17 protein-coding genes are annotated in these 21,968 nt (G+C 69.7%); 12 read left to right on the plus strand and 5 right to left on the minus strand.

Going from position 1 to position 21,968, the window contains the following annotated elements:
* Positions 1–18 precede the first annotated feature (18 nt).
* Positions 19–357, plus strand: coding sequence for a TerB family tellurite resistance protein (locus JYJ93_RS34700; protein WP_206798800.1), 339 nt, complete (start codon positions 19–21; stop codon positions 355–357).
* Between the two features lie 51 nt (positions 358–408).
* Here the strand turns inward: JYJ93_RS34700 and JYJ93_RS34705 are convergent, their stop codons facing one another.
* A complete protein-coding gene (locus JYJ93_RS34705; RefSeq protein ID WP_206800605.1) occupies positions 409–1,779 on the minus strand; it encodes a TAXI family TRAP transporter solute-binding subunit in 1,371 nt (456 codons plus the stop codon).
* A gap of 150 nt (positions 1,780–1,929) precedes the next feature.
* On the opposite strand from JYJ93_RS34705, the gene JYJ93_RS34710 reads away from it, so the two are divergent.
* The 7 genes from JYJ93_RS34710 (at position 1,930) to JYJ93_RS34740 (ending at position 12,964) form a co-directional block, all read left to right on the plus strand.
* Positions 1,930–3,474, plus strand: coding sequence for an ELWxxDGT repeat protein (locus JYJ93_RS34710; RefSeq protein WP_206798801.1), 1,545 nt, complete (start codon positions 1,930–1,932; stop codon positions 3,472–3,474).
* A 77-nt stretch (positions 3,475–3,551) separates the two neighbouring features.
* Positions 3,552–4,622: an MBL fold metallo-hydrolase gene (locus tag JYJ93_RS34715; protein WP_206798802.1), complete on the plus strand. Its 1,071-nt coding sequence runs from the start codon at positions 3,552–3,554 to the stop codon at positions 4,620–4,622.
* A 29-nt stretch (positions 4,623–4,651) separates the two neighbouring features.
* Positions 4,652–5,554, plus strand: coding sequence for a glycoside hydrolase family protein (locus tag JYJ93_RS34720; protein ID WP_206798803.1), 903 nt, complete (start codon positions 4,652–4,654; stop codon positions 5,552–5,554).
* A 93-nt stretch (positions 5,555–5,647) separates the two neighbouring features.
* Positions 5,648–7,606, plus strand: a complete 1,959-nt coding sequence (locus tag JYJ93_RS34725; RefSeq protein ID WP_206798804.1) for a serine/threonine-protein kinase — start codon at positions 5,648–5,650, stop codon at positions 7,604–7,606.
* An 86-nt stretch (positions 7,607–7,692) separates the two neighbouring features.
* On the plus strand, positions 7,693–9,585 hold the full coding sequence (locus tag JYJ93_RS34730) for a serine/threonine-protein kinase (protein WP_206798805.1): 1,893 nt from the start codon (positions 7,693–7,695) through the stop codon (positions 9,583–9,585).
* Between the two features lie 101 nt (positions 9,586–9,686).
* Entirely contained in the window at positions 9,687–11,648 is a 1,962-nt protein-coding gene (locus JYJ93_RS34735) for a serine/threonine-protein kinase (RefSeq protein WP_206798806.1), read from the plus strand.
* Between the two features lie 92 nt (positions 11,649–11,740).
* Entirely contained in the window at positions 11,741–12,964 is a 1,224-nt protein-coding gene (locus JYJ93_RS34740) for an IS701 family transposase (RefSeq protein ID WP_206788069.1), read from the plus strand.
* Here JYJ93_RS34740 and JYJ93_RS34745 read toward each other — a convergent pair.
* Positions 12,961–13,104 (minus strand): hypothetical protein, encoded by a 144-nt coding sequence (locus tag JYJ93_RS34745; RefSeq protein WP_206788065.1) that lies wholly within the window; start codon positions 13,102–13,104, stop codon positions 12,961–12,963. The genes JYJ93_RS34740 and JYJ93_RS34745 overlap by 4 nt on opposite strands.
* 57 nt (positions 13,105–13,161) lie before the next feature.
* On the opposite strand from JYJ93_RS34745, the gene JYJ93_RS34750 reads away from it, so the two are divergent.
* Entirely contained in the window at positions 13,162–15,192 is a 2,031-nt protein-coding gene (locus JYJ93_RS34750; RefSeq protein WP_206798807.1) for a serine/threonine-protein kinase, read from the plus strand.
* Here the strand turns inward: JYJ93_RS34750 and JYJ93_RS34755 are convergent.
* The gene (locus JYJ93_RS34755) at positions 15,189–15,992 is read right to left on the minus strand and encodes a pseudouridine synthase (protein WP_206798808.1); all 804 of its coding nucleotides are present in this window, start codon (positions 15,990–15,992) and stop codon (positions 15,189–15,191) included. The two genes, JYJ93_RS34750 and JYJ93_RS34755, sit on opposite strands and share 4 nt — an antisense overlap.
* 136 nt (positions 15,993–16,128) lie before the next feature.
* Here JYJ93_RS34755 and JYJ93_RS34760 point away from each other — a divergent pair, with 136 nt between their 5' ends.
* Positions 16,129–17,418: a threonine/serine exporter family protein gene (locus tag JYJ93_RS34760; RefSeq protein WP_206798809.1), complete on the plus strand. Its 1,290-nt coding sequence runs from the start codon at positions 16,129–16,131 to the stop codon at positions 17,416–17,418.
* Between the two features lie 10 nt (positions 17,419–17,428).
* Here JYJ93_RS34760 and JYJ93_RS34765 read toward each other — a convergent pair whose 3' ends face one another.
* On the minus strand, positions 17,429–17,845 hold the full coding sequence (locus JYJ93_RS34765; protein ID WP_206798810.1) for a DoxX family protein: 417 nt from the start codon (positions 17,843–17,845) through the stop codon (positions 17,429–17,431).
* 137 nt (positions 17,846–17,982) lie between these two features.
* Between JYJ93_RS34765 and JYJ93_RS34770 the strand changes: the two genes are divergently transcribed.
* Complete coding sequence (locus JYJ93_RS34770; RefSeq protein WP_206798811.1) at positions 17,983–19,158, plus strand: AI-2E family transporter; 1,176 nt, start codon at positions 17,983–17,985, stop codon at positions 19,156–19,158.
* 4 nt (positions 19,159–19,162) lie between these two features.
* Here the strand turns inward: JYJ93_RS34770 and JYJ93_RS34775 are convergent, their stop codons facing one another.
* Entirely contained in the window at positions 19,163–21,349 is a 2,187-nt protein-coding gene (locus tag JYJ93_RS34775) for a peptidase (protein ID WP_206798812.1), read from the minus strand.
* Between the two features lie 245 nt (positions 21,350–21,594).
* On the opposite strand from JYJ93_RS34775, the gene JYJ93_RS34780 reads away from it, so the two are divergent.
* Positions 21,595–21,948, plus strand: coding sequence for a hypothetical protein (locus JYJ93_RS34780; RefSeq protein ID WP_206798813.1), 354 nt, complete (start codon positions 21,595–21,597; stop codon positions 21,946–21,948).
* Positions 21,949–21,968: the final 20 nt, after the last annotated feature.

The following is a 21,968-nucleotide window of genomic DNA, read 5'->3' on the forward strand; positions in this document are numbered from 1 at the left end:
TTGGAGGATGCAACCCACATGGCCGCCCCGCTGCCCCCTGAAGCCCAGTTCCACATCGAGGTCATCAAGCTCCTGCTCCAGGTGGCCACCAGCGACGACCGCGTCACCCGCGAGGAGATTGACTCCATCATCGACACCGCGCGCGGCTTCAGCGTGCCCCTGACGGAGCTCAGCGTCCTCACCCGCTGCCTCCAGGAGGGCCATCCGCTCCCGCCGCCGAACCTGGGCCTGCTGCGCGAGGACCCCAAGGCCGTCCTCGACGCGGTCCACGCGCTCATCGCCGGTGACGGCCACGTGCACGAGTCGGAGATCGCCATGGCCCGGCAGATCCGCGAGCTGCTCGGCCTGGCCCCCTGAAGGCTCCGCTGGCGGCCCGAGGCCCGGGCCGCCGCGAGACCGCCTCCTGAATCACGCGGTGACGTGCAGCGGGTGTCCTTCCTTGTGCTCGGGCGCGCCCGCCAGCCTGCGGGTGAGCCGGCGGCGCACGACGTCCACGTGCTCGCGGAAGAAGTACAGGTTCTCCGCGTAGGCGAGCGGCACGGCGATGCGGTTCACCTCGCGCTCGGCCTCCTCCAGCCGCTTGAGCATGTCCTGGAGCAGCTCCTGGTCCGGGTCCTCCTCCAGCTGGATTTCAATCTCCTTCAGCCGCGCGTACCACCGGTGGATGCGCGAGCGCACCCGCCACAGGAACACCGCGGGCACCGCGCGCCCCAGCGGCACCACCACCGCGATGATGGGCACCAGCATCACCCACAGCCGGTCCACCAGGTTCGCCGCCCAGAACGGCAGGTAGCGCTGCAGGAGCGGAACGCCCGTCGCGTAGTAGCGCTTCGCCTCGCTGCTCAGGGCGAAGCCCGCCGCGAGCGGCGCGGGGAACTCGCCCGTCTTGTCCAGGATGCCCGCCGTGCCGTGGATGTCGCTGGCCGCGCGCATCAGCAGATACGCGAGCGCCGGGTGCAGCGAGTCCTTCGCCAGCAGGAGCGCGTTGGGCGCGAGCAGCACCACGTCCTCGTCCGGCACGTTCTTCGCGAAGTCGAACACGCCCTGCGGCAGCACGTGGCGCGACAGGTACGGGTAGCGGCGCGTGTAGGCCTCCGCGCGCTTGAAGCTCAGGAGCCGCACGTCCTTCACCGCCGCCAGCTTCTGGATGCGCGGCGACTCCGCGGGCGACACCAGGAACACCGCGTCCACCTTGCCCTGCGTCAGCGCGTCGATGGCGGCGTCCCGGTCCAGCGGCAGCAACTCCGTGGGCGCCGCGTCCGCCTTGTTCGCCTGGAGCAGCGTCATCGCCAGCGCGCGCGTGCCGCTCTCCTCGGGCCCCACCGCGATGCGCTTGCCCCGCAGGCCGCGCACGTCGTCCACGGGTTCGCCCCGGTAGAAGACCCACAGCGGCACGTAGGAGAGGCTCCCCAGCGACAGCACGCGCTCCGGCACCTCCTGCCCCTTGCCGCCGGTGGTGCCGCTCTGCGCGAAGGCGATGTCCACCCCGCTGTCCTCCGCGTTCAGCAGCGCCACGCTGCCCACGGAGCCCTTCGTGTTGCGCAGCTCCAGCGTCACCCCGTGCTGCGCGAGGAACTTCTGGTAGCGCTTCGCCATGTAGTTGAAGCCGCCCTCTTCCGGCGCCAGCGCCATCACCAGCGTCTTGGGCGGCGCGGGCTTGACGAAATAGAACGTCACCGCGAACGCCACCGCGATGAGCAGCGTCGCCGGAGCGACGGCGATCCACAGGTCGCGCCGCAACGTGCGCTTGAGCTGCGCCTTCAACGAGTCCGTCTTCATGAGGCCGCGCAGTATACCGGTCACGCCGCGCGCGGCCCCGCCGTACACCGCGTCGGTCCAGGCAGGCGAGCACGTCACGACCCGGGGCCACTTGGCGCAACCCCTTGCGCGACACACCCTCCCTCCCAGGCCTTTTTGAAGGGGTGTGGCATGGGTTGGCGCGGCGGGTGGGTGTTGTCCTTGCTGGTGGTGGGGGTGGGCTGCGGCGGGGCGCTTCCCGAAGAGCAGACGGAGGCGGGGCTCGCACAGGAACCCACCTTGGCGCCAGAAGTGACAGCGGAGGGCCTCTGCCTCCCCACCGCCGCGGGCACCCAGCGGGTGAAGACGATTCTTCCGCCTTCGGAGCTGGGCATCCCGCGCTTCGCGATGGGGCCGGGCAGCTTCGTGGACTTCAAGGGGGCGCTGCACTTCGCGGTGAACGGCGAGGATGGCCGCCGCGGCCTGTGGCGGAGCACCGGCACGGACGCGGGCACCACGGAGGTGCGGTTCTTCCCGCCGACGCAGGGCCCTGAGACGCCGTTCCTGTCGGGGCTCACCGCCACGCCGGAGCGGCTCTTCTTCCAGGCACCGGACGCGGCGCACGGGCTCGAGCTGTGGGTGAGCGACGGGACGACGGCCGGCACCCGGATGGTGAAGGACCTGACGCCGGGCGTGGAGAACTCGTACCTGACGCACCTGGCGGCGTCCGGCGCCACGCTGGTCTTCTTCAAGGAGACGTACGACGCCACGGCGTCCACCACGCGCCATGAGCTGTGGCGCTCGGACGGCACCGCCGCGGGCACGGTGCGCGTGCGCGACTTCGGCACGAGCGTGGAGGTGAGCTACCTGGACGCGAAGCAGGGCAACGCGCTGCTGTTCTTCGTGCGCGAGCCGCAGGGCGCCACCTCCTTGTGGCGCACGGACGGCACCGCCGGGGGCACCTTCCCACTGAAGCGGCTGGACGCGGGCCCCGACACCTACCTCAACGACGTGCGCACCGTTGGCGCGCTCACCCTCTTCAAGCTGGAGGAGGGCAGCGGCTTGCAGGAGCTGTGGAAGACGGATGGAACGGCGGGCGGCACGCTGCGGCTGGCGTCCTTCGGCCCCACGCGCTCCATGCGCGTGCTGGGCGCGCTGGGCCCGTACGCCTACGTCACGACCACGTCCTTCAGCACCCAGTACATGGTCGTCTACCGCGTGCCGCTCACCGGCGGAAACCCGGAGCCCGTGGTCACCCTGCCCAATGACTACGCATCGCAGGGCCCGGCGTTCCCCTCCATCGACGCCGTGAGTCAGGCACCGGGCGGCACGAAGCTGTACTTCTCGGTGGCCATCGGCAGTGACGGCCCCGCGCCGCGCGACACGCAGCTGTGGGTGACGAACGGCACCGCCGGGGGAACCACGCTGCTGCGCCGGCCGCTCAGCCTGTCGGACGAGTACAGCTCGCCGGTGTACGCGGCGGCGGACAACCTGGTCTTCTTCAGCGCCTATGAGACCCCGGCGGGAATCGAGCCCTGGGTGAGCAACGGCTCGGCGGCCGGGACGCGCCGCCTCAAGGACATCGCCGCGCCCGCGCAGGGAGGCTCCTCCTACCCGCGCGAGTTCTTCCGCCTGGGCGGCCGCGTCTACTTCAGCGCCTATGACGACACGCTGAACGCGCAGCTCTGGTCCAGCGCGCTCAGCAACACCTGCGTGGCGCCGGAAGACGCACAGTAGGCGCGGGGAGGCTTCCCCGCCTGGGCTCCAGGCGGGTGACCGTGCCGGGCGGAGGCGTGGGTGTTAGTAAGCGCCTCATGCCCACCGTCAGCGACAGCGCGCGCAGCGCGGGACTCCGCCTCGAACGCAGCCGGGCCTCCCGTCAGTTCGAGGGTCACGGCTTCCGCAACACCGCCCCCGTGGGGCCTGGCCTCCAGGGGAACGCGCTGCCCCTCTTGGGCGAGTACTTCTTCGGCGGCACGCAGCGCACGCCGCCCGCGCCGCTGCCGGTGGAGGATCCGCGCGGCGCCTGGGCGCGCGCGCCGGACACCGGCCTGCGCGTCACCTGGCTGGGCCACAGCACGATGCTGCTGGAGGTGGACGGGGCGCGCGTGCTGACCGACCCCGTCTTCGGCGACCGGGCCTCGCCCGTGTCCTTCGCGGGCCCCAAGCGCTTCCACGCCACGCCCGTGCCGCTGGAGGCGCTGCCGGACCTGGACGCGGTGCTGGTGTCACACGACCACTTCGACCACCTGTGCCGCGGCACCATCCAGTCCCTGGCGAAGCGGCGCGTGCCCTTCGTCACCGCGCTGGGCGTGGGCCGCCACCTGGAGGCCTTCGGCGTGGCCCCGGAGCTCATCACCGAGCTGGACTGGTGGGAAGAGCACCGCGTGGGCCCGGTGGCGTTTCGCGCCACGCCCTCGCAGCACTTCTCCGGCCGGGGCCTGGGCGACCGCAACAAGACGCTGTGGGCCTCCTGGGTGCTCACCACGGACAAGCACCGGCTGTTCTTCAGCGGCGACACCGGCCTCACGACGGAGTTCGAGGAGATTGGCCGTAGGTGCGGCCCCTTCGACCTGGTGATGCTGGAGGTGGGCGCCTTCCATCCGAGCTGGGGCGCCATCCACCTGGGCCCGGAGAACGCGCTCAAGGCGCACGCGATGCTGGGCGGCGGCACGCTGATGCCGGTGCACTGGGGCACCTTCAACCTGGCGCTGCACGCGTGGGACGAGCCCGTGGAGACGCTGGTGAAGCTGGCCACGGAGCAGCAGGTGCGCCTCTTCACGCCGGGCCTGGGCCGGAGCCTGGAGCCCTCGCGCGTGGAGGGTGTGACGCCGTGGTGGCGCGAAGTGGGCGAGCCGCGCCTCGTGCCCCGGCTGGCACCGTGATTTGACGCCAGGGCGTAGAGTGATGGGCCATGCGCCACCTCCTCCGGCTCCCCGTCGCGCTGTCCCTGGCCGTCCTTCTGTCGCCGCTCGTGGGGTGCGACCCCGCGGCCGGAGGGCCCTCCAAACCGGATGATCCGGCCCCCGGCGTGGCGAAGAGCGCGAAGCGGGGCCTCGGGTATGGCTATCACTCGGCGGAGGACCTGAAGGCGCTCTCCCCGGGGATGAGCTGGTGGTACAACTGGTCGCCCAAGCCGGAGAGCGGCGCGGCCAGCGTCTACGTTTCGCAGAAGGTCTCCTTCGTGCCCATGGCCTGGGGCGGCACGCCCACGGTGGCCCAGCTCGAGTCGGAGATTCCCGCGGGCGCGCAATACCTGCTGGGGTTCAACGAGCCCAACTTCAAATCACAGGCGAACAAGACGCCCCGCCAGGCCGCGGCGCTCTGGCCCGTGCTGGAGGAGGTGGCCCGCCGCAAGGGGCTCAAGCTGGTGTCCCCCGCGGTGAACTACTGCGGCGACTGCGTGTCCGAGGACGGCGTCACCTTCGGCGACCCGGTGGTGTACCTGGATGCCTTCTTCAAGGCCTGCGCCGACTGTCAGGTGGATGCCATTGCCATCCACTGGTACGCGTGCGACCTGAGCGCGCTCAAGTGGTACGTGGGGCAGTTCAAGAAGTACAACAAGCCCCTCTGGCTGACGGAGTTCGCCTGCGGCGACCGGCCGCACAACGAAATCACCGTGGACGTGCAGAAGAAGTACATGGTGGATGCCATTGGCTACCTGGAGTCGGAGCCCGCCATCGAGCGCTACGCGTGGTTCTCCGGGCGCAACAATGAAATCCCCGCCATCAACCTGCTGGGCGCGTCTGGAGAGCTGACCGAGCTGGGCCGCCTGTACGTCACGCTCGCCGCCGGGACCGAGAAGACGTCACCCTGACCGGGGTGAGGTTCCAACCTACACACGGGGTTGGACAGACGCGGAGACGTCTATTCGGTGGTCCCAGGATTCTGGGGCTAAGGTAGACGTCTCATGGCGCTCGACGCGGGGGACACCTTCGGAAGGTATGAGCTGGTGTCCTGGCTGGGCCGGGGCGGCATGGCGGAGACGTGGCATGCCCAGTTGGTAGGCGCGGCGGGAGTCACCAAGCCGGTGCTCATCAAGAAGGTCCTCCCGGAGTACGCGGATGATGAGGCCTTCATCTCCATGTTCATCAGCGAGGCGCGCATCTCCGCCACGCTGTCGCATGGCAACGTCGCGCAGGTCTTCGACTTCGGGCAGGTGGAGGGCGAGTACTTCCTCGCCATGGAGTTCGTCGACGGCAAGCCGCTCGACAAGGTGCTCAAGCGCGCGATGAAGAGCGGGCTGCCCGCACTGCCCATCCCGGTCGCGGTCTTCATCGCGATGGAGATGTGCCGGGGCCTGCACTACGCGCATTCGCGCACGGACAGCAGCGGCAAGCCGCTGGGCATCGTCCACCGCGACATCTCTCCGGACAACGTGCTCGTCAGCTACGAGGGCCAGGTCAAGATCGTCGACTTCGGCATCGCCAAGGCGCAGCTACAGCGCGGCTTCAAGACCGCGCCGGGAGTCGTGAAGGGCAAGTACCTCTTCTTCTCCCCGGAGCAGGCGCGCGGAGAGGACGTGGATGCGCGCACGGACGTCTGGGCCACGGGCGTCGTGCTGTATGAGTTGCTGTGCGGCCGGCTGCCCGTGGATGGCCCGCCGCATGTCGTGATGATGAAGATTGCTCACGGCGAGATTCCACCGTTGAGCCAGCTGCGGCCGGACCTGCCGGAGGCGCTCAACCACATCGTCCTCCAGGCGCTGAATCCGGATCCGGCGCGGCGCTTCGCCACCAGTCACGCTTTCGGGGACGCGCTGGCGGGGTTCCTGTATGCGAATCATCCGCGCTTCTCGTCGTTGAGCCTGGCGCACCTGCTGCGGGTGCTGTTCCGGGGAGACCTGCTGAACGAAGGCCGGGAGCTGGCGGTCCCGGACGACTTCCTGGCGGAGCTCAAGGCCTGGCGGAACCCCGTGACGCGGGATCAGCTCCCCACCGTCCCCCACCTCCGGGCCATCCAGACGCCCCGGCCGTCCCCCGCGCCGGTCGTCGTCACGCGCGAGTCCCAGGAGGAGGAAGCGCCGGATGTGCCCACGGCGGAGATCGCGCCGGTCCGCCGCTCCCGCCGGCCCTGGGTGTGGCTCGCGGTGGGGAGCGCGGCGCTGCTCGCGCTGGGCGGAGGCGTCTGGTGGACCCGGTTCCGCCACGCACCGGAAGCCCCGCGAGCGGAGAGCGCCCTCGTGCCGCCCCTGGCGACGACGGTATCGGAGCCAGCCCCAGCACCGGAGGAGCCCGTGGAGGTGGATGCGGGAGTGACTCCGGAGCCTCCGCCCTCGCCCCCGGCAGCCCTTGCGTGGAGTGAGACCCGGGTGCGCTCCCTGCTCGATGACGTGTACCGCCTGAACAAGAGCAACAAGGAGCTGGCCCGGGCGGCGAAGCTGGTCCAGACCTGCGTGGACGCCGTACCGGACAACGCGGACTGCCGGCTGGCGGCGGGGCTCACCTACGAACGGCTCCGTGCCTTCGACAAGAGCGCGCTCCACTACCGGGCCTTCTTGCAGAACACGCCCACCACGGACCTCCGGCGAGGCGCGGTCTCGGAGCGCCTGGCGGCCCTGCCCTTGCGCAAGCCGCTGGAGTCCACGCCCGCCAACGAAGCGGACCTGGAGTCCGCCCGAAGCGCCGTCCTGATGCACCTGACGCGAGGTCAGTTGAAGGAGGCGCTCGACGCCGCGAGCCAATGCGTGTCACGGCTGCCCCGCGAGCCCGAGTGTCACCTGCTACAGGGGGACGTCCTGGCGAAGATGAACCAGGTCCCGGAGAGCACGCGCAGCTACGAGCGTTTCCTGACGTTCGCGCCCGCGGATCATCCCCGGCGCCCCTCCGTATTGCGGAAGCTCGTGGAGTTGAGGGCGACCGCCCCCTGAGAAGCCACACCGCACGCTCGTGAGCAGGGCAGGCGGGAAGCCTGCGTTCGGGCTTTTCAGGGTTCCGTATAGGATGCGCGCCCCATATGGAACTGCAAGCCGGAGATACCTTCGGACGGTATGAGTTGGTGTCCTGGCTGGGCCGGGGCGGCATGGCGGAGACGTGGCGCGCCCAGTTGGTCGGCGCCGCCGGTGTCACGAAGTCCGTGCTCATCAAGAAGGTCCTCCCGGAGTACGCGGATGATGAGGCCTTCATCTCCATGTTCATCAGCGAGGCGCGCATCTCCGCCACGCTGTCCCATGGCAACGTCGCGCAGGTCTTCGACTTCGGGCAGGTGGAGGACGAGTACTTCCTCGCCATGGAGTTCGTCGACGGCAAGCCGCTCGACAAGGTGCTCAAGCGCGCGATGAAGGCAGGCCTGGGGACGCTGCCCATCCCGGTGGCGGTCTTCATCGCGATGGAGATGTGCCGGGGGCTGCACTACGCGCACACGCGCACGGACGGCAGCGGCAAGCCGCTGGGCATCGTCCACCGCGACATCTCTCCGGACAACGTGCTCGTCAGCTACGAGGGCCAGGTCAAGATCGTCGACTTCGGCATCGCCAAGGCGCAGTTGCTGCGCGGCTTCAAGACGGAGCCCGGCGTGGTGAAGGGCAAGTACCTCTTCTTCTCTCCGGAGCAGGCGCGCGGAGAGGAAGTGGATGCGCGCACGGACGTCTGGGCCACCGGCGTCGTGTTGTACGAACTGCTCTGCGGGAAGCTCCCCCTGGAGGGGCCGCCGCAGACGGTGATGATGAAGATCGCCCATGGGCAGATCCCCGCGCCGACGACGCTCCGCCAGGACCTGCCCGAGGAGCTGAACGCGCTGGTGATGAAGGCGCTGGCTCCGGACCGGGAGCGGCGCTTCGAATCCAGCCATGCCTTCGGGGATGCGCTGGCGGATTTCCTCCATGCCCACTCCCCGCGCTTCTCCTCGCTGAGCCTCGCGAACCTGCTGCGGGTGCTGTTCCGCGCGGACCTGACGCACGAGGGCCGCGAGCTGTCCGTGCCCGCGTCCTTCCGAGACGAGGCGAGGAAGTGGGGCGCGCCCGCGCTGGCGAAGCTCCTGGATGCCCCACCGCCAGAGCAGGTCCAGACCCGGCGGATGGCGCGCGCCGTCGCGAAGCCTCCGCCCCCCACGGAGACGACGCAGCCAGATGCGCCCACGGTTCCGTCGGGGCCCTCGCGCAAGGTGCTCTACGGCGCGGGCGCGGCGGGAGGCCTGGCCGTGGCCGGGGCCTGCCTCTGGTTCTTCATGGGCTCCCGTTCGCCGGAGCCCGTCACGCGGCTCACGCCCATCCCCGTGCCCCAGACGGTCGCGGTCGAAGCCCCCGCACCGAAGGTCGAACCCGAGCCGCCCGCCCCGACTCCAGCGCAGGAGCCAGAGGTCGTGGCGGAGGTCCCTTCCGCGAGTCCCGCCGAGCCAGAACCCGCGCGCCCCATGCCCTCCTCCCGGAAGGCGTCCAGGCCCGTCCGCGCGACCCAACGCGTCCAGGCCGAGGAGCCAGAGCCCGTGCCGGTCGTCGAGCAGCCCACGATCGTCGCGGCCAGCGCCGTCCAGGAGCCGCCGCCCGCGGTTCCAGAGAGCGAGCCCGCGCCAAAGAAGGGCGTCTTCGGACTGCTCGACTCCAAGCGGCAGGAGGTGCAGCAGAAGGTCTCCTCGCTCGTGAAGACGAAGCAGCAGGAGGTCCAGCAGAAGGTCTCCGGCCTGCTCCAGAGCAAGGACTACGACGCGGCATTGGAAGCGGCCAACGACTGCGCGGCAAAAAACCCCGACATGCCGGAGTGCCATCTCATGCTCGGGGCCGTGCACGCGAAGCTCAACCATCCACGGGAGAGCACGCAGCACTACGAGACCTTCCTGAAGCTCGCGCCCGCGGACCACCCGCGCCGGGCGAAGGTCGTCGAGCTGTTGGGAAAGGCCGGCAACGCGGGTTGAGAGGTTCGCCTTTCCACTCGCTGACACCCCGGGCAGACAGGCAGGAGAAAGACAGCCCCGATTCTGCCATCCCTGGAATCTGGGTTTAGAGTGTCTGCCACATGGCACTGCAAGCGGGCGACGTCTTCGGGCGGTATGAGCTGGTGTCCTGGCTGGGCCGAGGCGGCATGGCGGAGACGTGGCGCGCCCAATTGGTAGGCGACGCGGGCGTGACGAAGCCCGTGCTCATCAAGAAGGTCCTGCCCGAGTACGCCAACGACGAAGCCTTCATCTCCATGTTCATCAGCGAGGCGCGCATCTCCGCCACGCTGTCCCATGGCAACGTCGCGCAGGTCTTCGACTTCGGCCGCGTGGACGGTGAGTACTTCCTGGCCATGGAGTTCGTGGATGGCCAACCGCTGCACCGCGTCCTCAAGCGGGCCCTGAAGAGCGACATGGGTGCCCTGCCTGTCCCTGTCGCGGTCTTCATCGCAATGGAGATGTGCCGAGGCCTGCACTACGCGCACACGCGCACGAACAGCAGCGGCCAGCCGCTGGGCATCGTCCACCGCGACATCTCCCCGGACAACGTGCTGCTGGGGTACGAGGGCCAAGTCAAGATCGTCGACTTCGGCATCGCCAAGGCGCAGCTCATCCGGGGCTTCAAGACGGCGCCGGGCGTGGTGAAGGGCAAGTACCTTTTCTTCTCCCCGGAGCAGGCGCGCGGAGAGGACGTGGACGCGCGCACGGATGTCTGGGCCACGGGCGTCGTGCTCTATGAATTGCTCTGTGGGAAGCTGCCGGTGGAAGGCCCGCCCCCCGCGGTGATGATGCGGATCGGACGCGGCGAGTTCCCGGCGCCCAACGTCTTGAGGCCCGACCTTCCGGACGCATTGAATGGACTCCTCCTCCGGGCACTCGCACCGACCCGGGACATGCGCTTCGAGTCCAGTCATGAGTTCGGGGATGCGCTGGCGGGGTTCCTCTACTCGAGCTTCCCGCGCTTCTCCGCGATGACCATCGCGCACCTGCTGCGCTCCCTCTTCAAGGCGGAATTGTCCCAGGAGGGCCGGGAGCTGGCGGTACCGCACTCCTTCCTGGAGGAGATGAGCGCCTGGCGCGCGCCTCCGCCAACCAAGGCTCCTCGCACGCGGAGCACCACCGCGACAGGCGAGCCGCGCGCTTCACGCCTTGAAACCCATCCGTCTGGCTCGGAGACACCCGCTCCCATCCAGCAGGTGCCACGTCAGCTTCTCTATCCGCTGGCCCTGGCGACACTCTTGGGACTCGGCGCGTCCTTCTGGCTCCTGTCGAACGCGAATGCCCCGGAGGTCCAGCCCCTCCCCCCTGCTGCCAGGAACATTCCGCGGCCTGTCCGGGAAATGCCAGCGCCCACGCCCGCGGTCACCCCTCCGCCGCCTGGCCCTCCTCCCGCCACGGCCAGCCCCACGGCGACCACCGCGAGCACCCAGCCCCCCACCATCGGTGACTTCCTGTTGAAGCTCCGCGGCTTCATCGGGCAGCAGGACTTCAATAGCGCGCGGCTCGTCGCCAATGACTGCGTGGCCCGGTATCCGCAGGCGCCGCAATGCCATCTGTTCCTGAGCGTGGTCGAGGCCAAGTTCCGGAATCTGCAAGCCAGCGCCGACCACTACGAAGCCTTCGTGCGGCTGTCTCCTGAAGGCGACCCCCATCGCAGCCGCATCATCGATCTGCTGTATTCATCGGACTTCGATCCCAATCCATTCGACGTGGCGCTCCTGCTGTTGCAGGTGACCGAGGAGCCGTCCGGGACGGCCCCGCCCGCCTCCACGGCCCCCGGGCGCAGTGACCTTGATTGGAGCAAGCTCTTCCACAAGAAGGCCGCCGAGCTCTCCAAGCGAAAGCGCAAGGAGGAAGCGCTGGGCCCAGCGCGGATGTGCGTCCTGCTCGACCCCCAGAACGCCGAATGCCATCTCATCCTGGGCGACAGCTACAACCGGATGTACAAACGCAAGCAGAGCCGCGAACACTATCTGCGGTTCCTGACGCTTGCACCCAAGGACCATCCCGACAGGGCGCACGTCAGCGAAATGACCGAATAACGATTCTGCGATTAGTCCTACAGCTGTAGTTCGGAAGACTCCGCAGGCTTCCTCCTGTTGAAGAAACAGGAGGGGGAGGAACGAGACCTCCCATGCAGCAGCCATCAGCCACAGAAGCGCAGGCACCGGAAGTCCGGCTGGTTGGCCGTCTCGTGACGGAGCTGGAGGAGATAGGCGCCTGGCTGCAGCCGCACTTCCGCAGGCGCGAGGCGCACGCCACTGCGGTCGAGTACGTGAAGGCCCTCCTGGGACGGGCACAGCGCAAGAATGTGTGGGGCCTTTCGGAGGATGCGGGGCATCAAGCGCCCTATGCCTTCCAGCACCTGCTGCTGCGAGCGAAGTGGGACGCGGATGCAGTACGCGACGACGTGCTGGAGTACGCGCGCAGGGCGTTGGGCGAAGGCGGCATCCTGGCGATGGACGAGACGGGCTTCCTGAAGAAAGGAGAGAAGTCCGTGGGCGTGGCGCGCCAGTACACGGGCACCGCGGGCAAGGTGGAGAACGCGCAAGTGGGCGTCTTCCTCTCGTACGTGACGCCTCGCGGGCATGCGCTGGTGGACCGGGAACTGTACCTGCCGGAGCCCTGGACGGAGGATGCGGCCCGCCGCAAAGCGGGAGGGATTCCGGACGAAGTGGGCTTCGAATCCAAACCGGCCCTCGCGCAAGGCATGCTGCAGCGGGCGCTGGGCGCGGGACTGAAGCCGGCGTGGGTGGTGGGGGACGAAGTCTATGGACGCGACAGCACCCTGCGCCGCTTCCTCGAAGACTTGCACCAGCCCTACGTGCTGGCGGTGGCCTCCAATACGCACGTCTGGCGCGGCTTCTACCAGGTGAAGCCTGGAGACATGGTGGAGGAGGTCCCTCCGGAGGACTGGACACGTCTGTCCGCAGGCGCGGGCACCAAGGGCCCTCGCCTCTATGATTGGGCGCGCATGCGGCTCAACCGGCACCTGGGCCTGTCGCGGTGGCTGCTCTTTCGCAGAGGCCTCGCGGACGGCAAGGTGGCCTTCTACGTCGCCCATGCCCGGCGCAATGCCTCACTGGAGTCGATGGTGCGCGCCGCGGGCAGCCGGTGGGCCGTGGAGGAGGACTTCGAATCCGCCAAGAACGAGGTGGGCCTCGCCGACTATGAGGTGCGCACCTGGACGGCCTGGCACCGGCATATGACGCTGTGCCTGGTGGCCCACGTCTTTCTCGCCGCCGCGCGTGCCGTGGCCAATCAGCAACTCCAGGAGGGCCTGCCCCCAAAAGCACTCGGCCTGCCGAGGCGCAGAAACCCCATGCGCGCGTTTCTCGCCCGGCGCGGCCTTCACTAACGGCCTTCGTCCGCTACTCCGTCCAGGAAGTGCGAGTGCTTCTGGTAGCGCTTCTGCGGCGTGTGGCGGCTCCGCTTGCGCATGTCCTCGCGTGGAGTCGCTGGCGACGCCACCACCAAGCCGTGGCCATGCAGTGCCACTATCGGGCCCGAAGGGCTCGGTTCAAACTGCAGCTGTAGGATTAGGATGCCCGACCCATGGCACTCCAACCAGGCGACACCTTCGGGCGGTATGAGCTGGTGTCCTGGCTGGGCCAGGGCGGCATGGCGGAGACGTGGCGCGCGCAGCTCGTAGGCGACGCGGGCGTCACCAAGCCGGTCCTCATCAAGAAGGTCCTGCCCGAGTACGCCAACGATGAGGCCTTCATCTCCATGTTCATCAGCGAGGCGCGCATCTCCGCCACGCTGTCCCATGGCAACGTCGCGCAGGTCTTCGACTTTGGCCGCGTGGACGGCGGGTACTTCCTCGCCATGGAGTTCGTGGACGGCCAGCCGCTCCACCGCTTCCTCAAGCGCGCGATGAAGAGCGGCATGGGCGCCCTTCCCGTGCCCATCGCCGTCTTCATCGCGATGGAGATGTGCCGGGGGCTGCACTACGCCCACACGCGCACGGACAGCAGTGGCCAGCCGCTGGGCATCGTCCACCGCGACATCTCCCCGGACAACGTGCTCGTCAGCTACGAGGGCCAGGTCAAGATCGTCGACTTCGGCATCGCCAAGGCCCAGCTCATCCGGGACCTCAAGACCGAGCCGGGCGTGGTGAAGGGCAAGTACCTCTTCTTCTCCCCGGAGCAGGCGCGCGGAGAGGACGTGGATGCGCGCACGGACATCTGGGCCACCGGCGTCGTGCTCTATGAGTTGCTCTGCGGGAAGCTCCCCCTGGAGGGACCGCCCCAGGTCGTGATGATGCGCATCGCGAACGGCGAGCTTCCGCCGCTGAGCGACTCACGGCCGGACCTGCCAGCGGCGCTCCAGCGCATCGTCCTCAAGGCCCTGCATCCGGACCGGTCCGAGCGCTTCGAATCCAGCCACGCCTTCGCGGAGGCCCTGTCTGGCTTCCTGTACGCGAACCACCCGCGAGTCTCCTCGCTGAGCCTCGCGCACCTGCTGCGGATGCTGTTTCGTCAGGACCTGCTCTCGCACGGCCGCGAGCTGTCCGTGCCAGGCTCCTTCCAGGAGGAGCTGGAGTCCTGGCGCGAGCAGGAACCAGAGCTCGCGAAGAAGACTCCGCGCCCCAGGCCGCTGCTCCATACCGGCAGGATTCCCCTCCCCGAATCCTCCAGCGTCGAAATCGTGGAGGAGGAAGACGCCCCGGCCGCGCTCGCCCCCGCGACATCGCGCAAGTGGATGCTGGGATTGAGCACCACGGGCGTGGCGCTCGGGGCCAGCGTCCTGTGGTTCTTCTCCACCTCCGTGCCTCAGGAGCACCCGGGAGCCCCGCGCCCCATCGAGCGTCCCTCCAGCGCGGTGCAAACCCTTCCCAATGATGCACGGCCTCTCGCGGTCCCCCAGACGATAGGCAGCGCGCCCCTCACGGTGGCAGCGATTCCGGAAGCGCCCCTGTCGCTGGCCAGCTACCAGGACCGCGTCCAGGCGCGCGTACAACAGGGAGCGCTCCAGGACGCCGTGGACCTGGCGCACCAGTGCGCGAAGCAGTTCTCCCAGGAGGCGGAGTGCCAGTTGCTGCTCGGGATGCTGTACGCGCGCCTCAATGACAGCCGCAGCAGTGTGACGCACTACCAGCGCTTCCTGGAGTACGCCCCCGATACGCACCCCAGCCGCGCGAAGGTGGTGCGGGTCCTGGACGACGCGAAGGCCCTCTCCTCGTCTTCGGGCCGCATCGTGAAGCCGGAGACCTTCGCCGACATGATGGAGACCGGCCGCGCGGCCTTCCGCGACGAGAAGTACCCGGAGGCCGCCGCCACCTACCGGAACGCGGTGGCCATGAAGCCGGGCTCGCTGGAAGCAAAGCTCGAACTGGGCCTGACGCTCATCAAGCTCAAGCCGGGCACGTCCAAGGACCACCGGGAGGCCGTAAAGCTCCTGGAGGCCGTCACCTGGAAGGACCCCGGCATCCGGCGCGCCTGGCTGGGTCTGGAGACCGCCTATACCCTGACCGGCAACAAGGCCAAGGCCAAGCGGGCTCACGACCGGTACATGCTGATGTCCCCCAGGAACATGGCGAACCCGGCGAAGGCGCACGAGCGGATCAAGAACCTCGGCTTCTAGGACGCACCGGGCTGGAACGCCAACCCCTCCACCACCTCCACGTCCGTCAGCTCGCGCCACGCCGCTTCCGCCACGTCCAGCGCCACCCGGCCCACCGCCTCACGGTGCAGCGCGAGCACCGGGTGCCCCACCGCCGCGAGCATCCGCTTCACCTGGTGGTGCCGTCCTTCCGTGAGCGTGAGCGCCACCACGTCGGGCTCGCGGAGCATGGCCTCCGCCGGGCGCGTGGGGCCGTCCTCCAGCTTCAATCCCTCTCGCAGCCTCGTCAGCGCCGCTTCCGAAGGCTGCCCCTCCACGCGCGCCACATACCGCTTGGGCAGGTGCGTCTGTGGCGCCGTCGCGTGCCGCACCAGCCGCTCGTCGTTGGTGAAGAGCAGGAGCCCCGTGGTGTCCCGATCCAACCGGCCCACCGCGTACCACTCGAAGCCTTGAAGCTCCGGCGGCAGCACCGCGCGCAGCCTTTCGAAGACGGTGCCCACGCCTTCGGGATCCGACCCGTGCACCACCGGCCCCGAGGGCTTGTGGAACATCAGCACGCGCACCCGGCGCGTCAGCGCGCGCTCCACGCCGTCCACGCGCACCCGCGTCCCCTCCCCCACCGGCGCGAACGGCTCGCGCTCCACCCGGCCATCCACCTCCACGCGGCCGTCGCGGATCGCCTGCTCGGCCTCGGTCCGGGGCAGGACGCCGGCCCGGCCCAGCGCTCGCGCCAGCCAGTCCGCGTCCGGCCCCGCCGGGGCTTCCGGTCCCCTGCGCCTCGCGGCCTCCAGCCACCTGGGCGTCCGTTGCTTGCGCGCCATGCGTCCTCCCGTGTGCCGCCCGCTGTATCAGATGCGTCACACCCGGGGAGTTCCCTGAACACCCTGGCAATCAATACGAGCAGGAAGGCTTGCAGGGGGGCTCCACGCCGTTTGACTCCCCCGGGCGGCTCTGCGCATGTGCGCGCCCGCCGTGTCCACGCGTCCCTCCGAAACCGCTGAAGCCCCGCCCGAGCTCGCCGCCTCGCTCGCGCCCCCGCCGCCCGGCCCCGCGGTGGCCTTCGTGCTGCGCCTGGGCCAGGCCCTGCACCGCCACGGCACGCCGGCCCACCGCCTGGAGGGCCTGATGATGCGGGTGAGCGAGCGGCTGGGCCTGGAGGCCCGCTTCTTCTCCACGCCCACCTCCATCTTCGCGTCCTTCGGCCCCCCCGAGGACCTGCGCACCAGCCTCATCCGCGTGGAGCCCGGCGACTTCGACCTGGAGCGCCTCATCCTCCTGGACATGCTCGCGGACGACGTCATCCAGGGGCGCCTTACGCCGACGGAGGGCGCCACCCGCGTGGAGACCATCCTCGCCCGGCCTCCCCGCTACGGTGCCGCCCTGCAGCTGCTGTGCTGGATGCTGGCGGGCGCTTCCGCGGCGCTGCTGTTCGGCGGCGGCTGGAAGGAGATGGGCGTCGCGGGCTTCAGCAGCCTGGCCATTGGCGTGGTGGACCTGCTGACGCGCAAGCAGCCCACCACCGCCCGCGTGCTGGAGCCCGTGGCGGCCGTGCTGTCCGCCGCGTTCGCGGGCATCGCGGCCCACTTCTTCGGCCCGCTGCACGGCGAGGTGGCCACGCTCGCCGGCCTCATCGTCCTGTTGCCCGGCCTCACGCTCACCATCGCCGTCAACGAGGTGGCCACGCGCAACCTCATCTCCGGCACGTCGCGCCTCACCCACGCCGCGCTGGTGTTCCTCCAACTGGGCTTCGGCGCGGCCCTGGGCAGCCGCGTGGCCACGGTGCTGCCGCCCGTGCCCGTGCCCACACCGACCCTGCCCACGGTGCTGCCCCCGGGGGTCGCCATCGTCGCGCTCGTGGTGGCGGGCTTCGCCATCGCGGTGCTCTTCCGCGCCCGGCCTCGGGACTGGGGATGGATTGCCCTGGCCGGCGCCGCCGCGTTCATGGGCGCGCGGCTGGGAGCGCTGCTGCTGGGGCCTCAGCTGGGCGCCTTCGCGGGCGCGCTCTTGTTGGGCATCGGGAGCAACGCGCTGGCGCGGCTGCGCAACCGGCCCGCCGTCACCACCGTGGTGCCGGGGCTGATGCTGCTCGTCCCCGGCAGCGTGGGCTTCCGCAGCCTCGCGTCGCTGCTGGAGCGCGACGTGGTGGCCGGCGTGGACACGGCCTTCTCCATGCTGATGGTCGCGGTGGCGCTGGCGGCGGGGCTGCTGTCCGCCAACGCCATCATGCCTTCGCGCAAGGTGCTCTGAAGGGCCGGCCTCAGGCCAGCCGCATCAGGTACACACCCGCGAGCGCGACGATGAAGTACGGCACCAGCACCGCCGCGCCCGCGTACTCCTTCGCCATGCGCTGACCGAAGAAGAGCGCCAGCAGCGACAGCGCGGAGAGCACCGCGCCCAGGTACGCGAGGAACGGGTTGCCGTTCACCAGCAGCGCCACCGCGCCCGCGCCGCTCAGCGCCCCGGCGGCCAGCTCCATCAGGGTGATGACCGCCAGCATCGGGGTCACCACGCCCTTCAGGGGCGACTTGGAGAAGTGGCCGGTCAGCCACCCCAGGTTCCCCTTCCAGTCCACGACCTTATCCAGGCCGGACTGCAGGAAGAGGATGGCCAGGAAGGCGGCGCACAGGAGTTGCGGGAGCCAGAGCGTGAAGCGGGCGGAGTCGAAGGGCGGCATGCGCGCACTCTAGCGCCCCCTCCGCCGCTCCCAAGCTCCGTGAGCAGGCAGGCGGCCGGGCCGAGGGGAATGTTCTCGCGACAATCCGGCCGGGCAGGCTCCCGGCGACAGGTCCGGCTCCCTAACTTGGCAAGGCCATGGCCTCCGATCAGGTAGCGCGCCGCGTCTTCGTGGGTCTCATCCTGCTGTCCATCGTCCTGTTGTGCCTGGTCATCCGGCCCTTCGCGGAAGCGTTCTTCCTGGCGGCGGTGCTGGCGGGCACGTTCTACGGACTGCACACCCGGCTGAAGAAGCGGCTGAGAGGCCACGGCAACGTGTCCGCGGGCCTCATCGTCACCGGCATCCTGCTGGCGCTGCTGCTGCCCCTGGGCGGCCTCACCGCCTTCGTCGTCGCGGAGGTGTCCGAGGGCGCGCGCTTCGTCACGCAGACGGTGCAGAAGGACGGCATGACGGGCCTGGTGGAGAAGCTCCCCAGCGGCGTCCGGGGCCCGGTGACCAAGCTGATTGAACGGCTCCCGCTGGAGCAGGCCGAGCTGGACCAGAAGCTCCAGGAGCAGGTGACGACCCAGGGGGGCACCGCCGCCAAGGCCGTGACGGGAGCGGTGGCCGCCACGGGCACCATCATCCTCCAGCTGACGATGATGCTCATCGCCCTCTTCTTCTTCCTCACCGACGGCGCGCGCCTGGTGCAGTGGTTCGAGAGCGTGTCACCGCTGAGGCGCGGCCAGACGCGGGAGCTGTTGCGCGAGTTCAAGAGCACCTCCGTGTCGGTGCTCGTCTCCACCATCGCCACCGCGGGCGTCCAGGCCGCGGTCGCGCTCATCGGCTTCCTCATCGTGGGGGTGCCCGCGCCGCTGTTCTTCGCGGGCCTCACCTTCTTCCTCGCCCTCATCCCCGCGGTGGGCGCCGCGGTGGTGGTGCTCTTCGCCGCGGGCCTGATGTTCCTCAGCGGCCACCCGTGGGCGGCCCTCTTCCTGGCCATCTGGGGCGTGGTCGTGGTGGGGCTCGTGGACAACGTCGTCAAGCCGCTGCTGGCGCGCAAGGGCATGAACCAGCACGGCGCCATCGTCTTCTTCGCCCTCTTGGGCGGCCTGGCGGCGTTCGGCGCGGTGGGCCTGCTGCTGGGGCCCCTCATCGTCGCCTTCTTCCTCTCCGTGGTGCGCATCTACGAGCGCGACTACGGCCGGCCCAACGGACGGATGGGCGACCCGGCCACGCCGGGAGGCCCCATCCCGCCGGGCTCCCAGCGCGTCGTGCTCACCACGGAGTCCGGCACGCCCCTCTCGGACGCCGACACGCCGTCCAACCACTGACGGCTCAGGGCGTGGACTTCACCGGCGCCGCACCCTTCTTCGCGGGGGTCGGCGCCGGAGCCGTGTCCGGCCCCAGCTCCTTGAAGGCCTCGCGCACCGCGTCCGGCGAGCCCGCCACCTTCGCGGCGACGCGGCTGGCCTCCGAGGGCGACAGCCGGCCCAGCAGGCTGCGCTCCAGGTGCTGGTCCACGAAGGCCTGGGTGGTGTCCTCCTTCAGGTCCACCAGCGCCCCCTTCGCGTCGAGCACCGGCACCACGCGCGGCGAGTTGAGCAGCAGCACCGTGGGCACGTCCACGGCCTTCACCCGACGGGCGACCTCGTCGCGCAGCTTCGGGTCGAAGTGGATGCCCTTCTCCTGCACCAGCGCGCGGATGCCCTCGTAGTCGCCGGTGGCCTTGATGACCATCAGCTGGGAGAGCAGCTCGCCCACGGCCTCGCGCATCTTCGCGTAGTCCGGAATCACCAGGTACGTGCGGCCGTTCTCCATCACCTGCTTCACGGCGCCCTTCTCCTCCAGGAACGTCACCGTCATGTGGTGGCCCCGCTGGTGGTCCTCCTCGAAGGCGTTGCCTTCTTCCACGCGGCGCAGGTTGGTGAGCCCCTCCACCAGGAAGTCCCGGTACATCTGCTTCGCGATGGCCTCGTGGTCCGGCGACAGCTCCGCGAGCGCCGGGTCGAACGCGTGCCACAGCGCGACCAGGTCCGCTCGCGCCTCCTCCAGCGTGTTGTCGTACTCCTTGAGGAAGACGGACGGGGACTGGCCCTTGAGCTTGGGGTCCACCTGGCCGGAGGCGTGGCCCAGCACCTCATGGAAGGCCACCAGCCACTTGCGCGCGGTGACGGAGTACTTCTGGGCCTGCTCGCGGTCCTCCGCCGTGCGGGAGAACTCCAGCGCCAGGGGCAGCCGCGTCACGGCGGAGGCGGCGTCCATGACGTTGGTGATCATCACGCTCTTGCTGCCGTACTTCTCCCGGATGTGCTGCTCGTTGGGCAGGTTGATGCCCGCGGGCGGCTCCGGGTTGGACGTGATGAGGTTGATGGCCTTGGCCACCGGCAGCGACACCTTCTTGCGGCGGTACTTCTGGGGCCAGGGCAGCCGGTCCTCGAAGTACTGGGCCTTCTGGCCCATGAGCACCATGATCTGGTTCTCCGCCGTGTCGCGGTAGTTGACCAGCGCTTCCCACTGGCCCTTGTGGCCGCGAGGGTCGACGTAGGTCTCGATGAAGCCCAGGTTGGCGTCCACCTTCGGATCCACCTTGAGCCACGCGATGTTGTACGCGTCCCAGTCCTTGGGGCTGCCCGTCTGGAAGTAGCGCACCAGCTTGCCCAGCGCGGCCTTCTGCGCGGGCTCGGCGGACTTCATCGCCTCCTGGAGGTGCGCGATGACGCGCGAGAGCTCCTTCGCGTACAGCCCCGGCTTCACCTTGCCGTCCGGCGTGCCCGCGCGGAACACCTGCTCCGTGAGCTTCCCGTCCTGCTTCACCACGCGCGAGTTGAGCGGGTACTTCTCCTTGAAGCCCACCAGGTCCTTCTCCGTCACGCCGGGGCCGTAGGCGGTGTTGGAGGACGCGGTGAGGAGGTCCTGTCCCGGCGGCGGGGCCTTGGACGTGAGCTGCGGTTCGAAGGCCGCGTCGAAGAGGGTGGGCGTCAGCTCCTGGAGCCAGGCCTGGAGCGCGGCGTCGTCCTTCACCGACCAGGGCGCGCCGGCCTTGAGGGCGCGGGAAGCACCGGCCGCGAGCTGCTCCGCGGTGAAGCCCGGGACGAACTTCTGGCCGGTGGTGCTGTCGTGGTTGCCGCCGTGCCCGTAGAAGCGCAGCAGGTAGTCCGCCAGCTTCGCGTCGAAGCCGGACGCGGCGCTCTGCGCGTCGCGTCCGAAGAGCCAGACGCCTTCGAGCAATTGCTTCGCGGGCACCAGCTTCCAGCCGAGCTGATCCAACGCGATGTCCTCGCCCGCGTGCGCCGCGAGCGTCAGGGACCACGCCACGCGCTTCTCCGCCAGGGACAGCTCCGCGATGCCCGGCGCGAACATCTGGGCGACGGCGGTGTTGCCGGAGCGTGCCCGGAGGAACTTGCCTCCGGGCACGGTCAGGGAGGGCTGCGCGGCCTGCGCGAGGCCGGCGTCAGGCGCCGGGGACTTCTGCGGGGTGGCGGGCGCGGCGGCGAGGACGGCGGCCAGCAGCAGGGGTTTCATGGAGGGCTCCAAGGAAGACGTGACGGGACGTGGCTACTCCGCGAGCGGGGTGGACTCAAGCCGCGCGCCGCAAAGAATGCGCGGGATGCCGCCGGCTCGCGCAAGGTTTGCGCCGGGCCCCGGGTTGGAGACGCACCCGCGCCCGGGCCCACCTCCACGAGGGGCACGAGTCCACCCCGGTACGGGGCATGCAGTGTCGAAGGCCGGACAGGTTTCATTCCTCCCCTCTGTTCGAGCCAGCGACCATGACCTCTTCGTTCTCCCTGCGCCGCGCCGTCCTGCTCGCCGCCCTCAGCGCCGCGGGGTGCGCGGGGTCCTCGATGCAGACGCGCGCGGATCCTTCGCCCCCGCTGCCGCCACCGCCCACCTCGGTGGCGCTCACCGTGGGCTACGAGGAGGCGGTGAGGCTGGGGGCCGCATTCGCACGGAACCAGGGACCGGCGCTGGAACTGGTGATGGCGAAGCAGGGGGAGTCGTCCTGGTGGCTGCGTTATGCGTCGCCGGAGGGCCATGCCCTCCTGGACCTGCGCGTGGACGGGCAGACAGCGAAGGTGGAGCCCATCCCCCTCCCGCCCTCCGCCGGTGCGCCCTCCCGGTAGCGCGAGACGCCGTGGCGGCG

This window comes from Corallococcus sp. NCSPR001 (genome assembly GCF_017309135.1).
GTDB lineage: Bacteria > Myxococcota > Myxococcia > Myxococcales > Myxococcaceae > Corallococcus.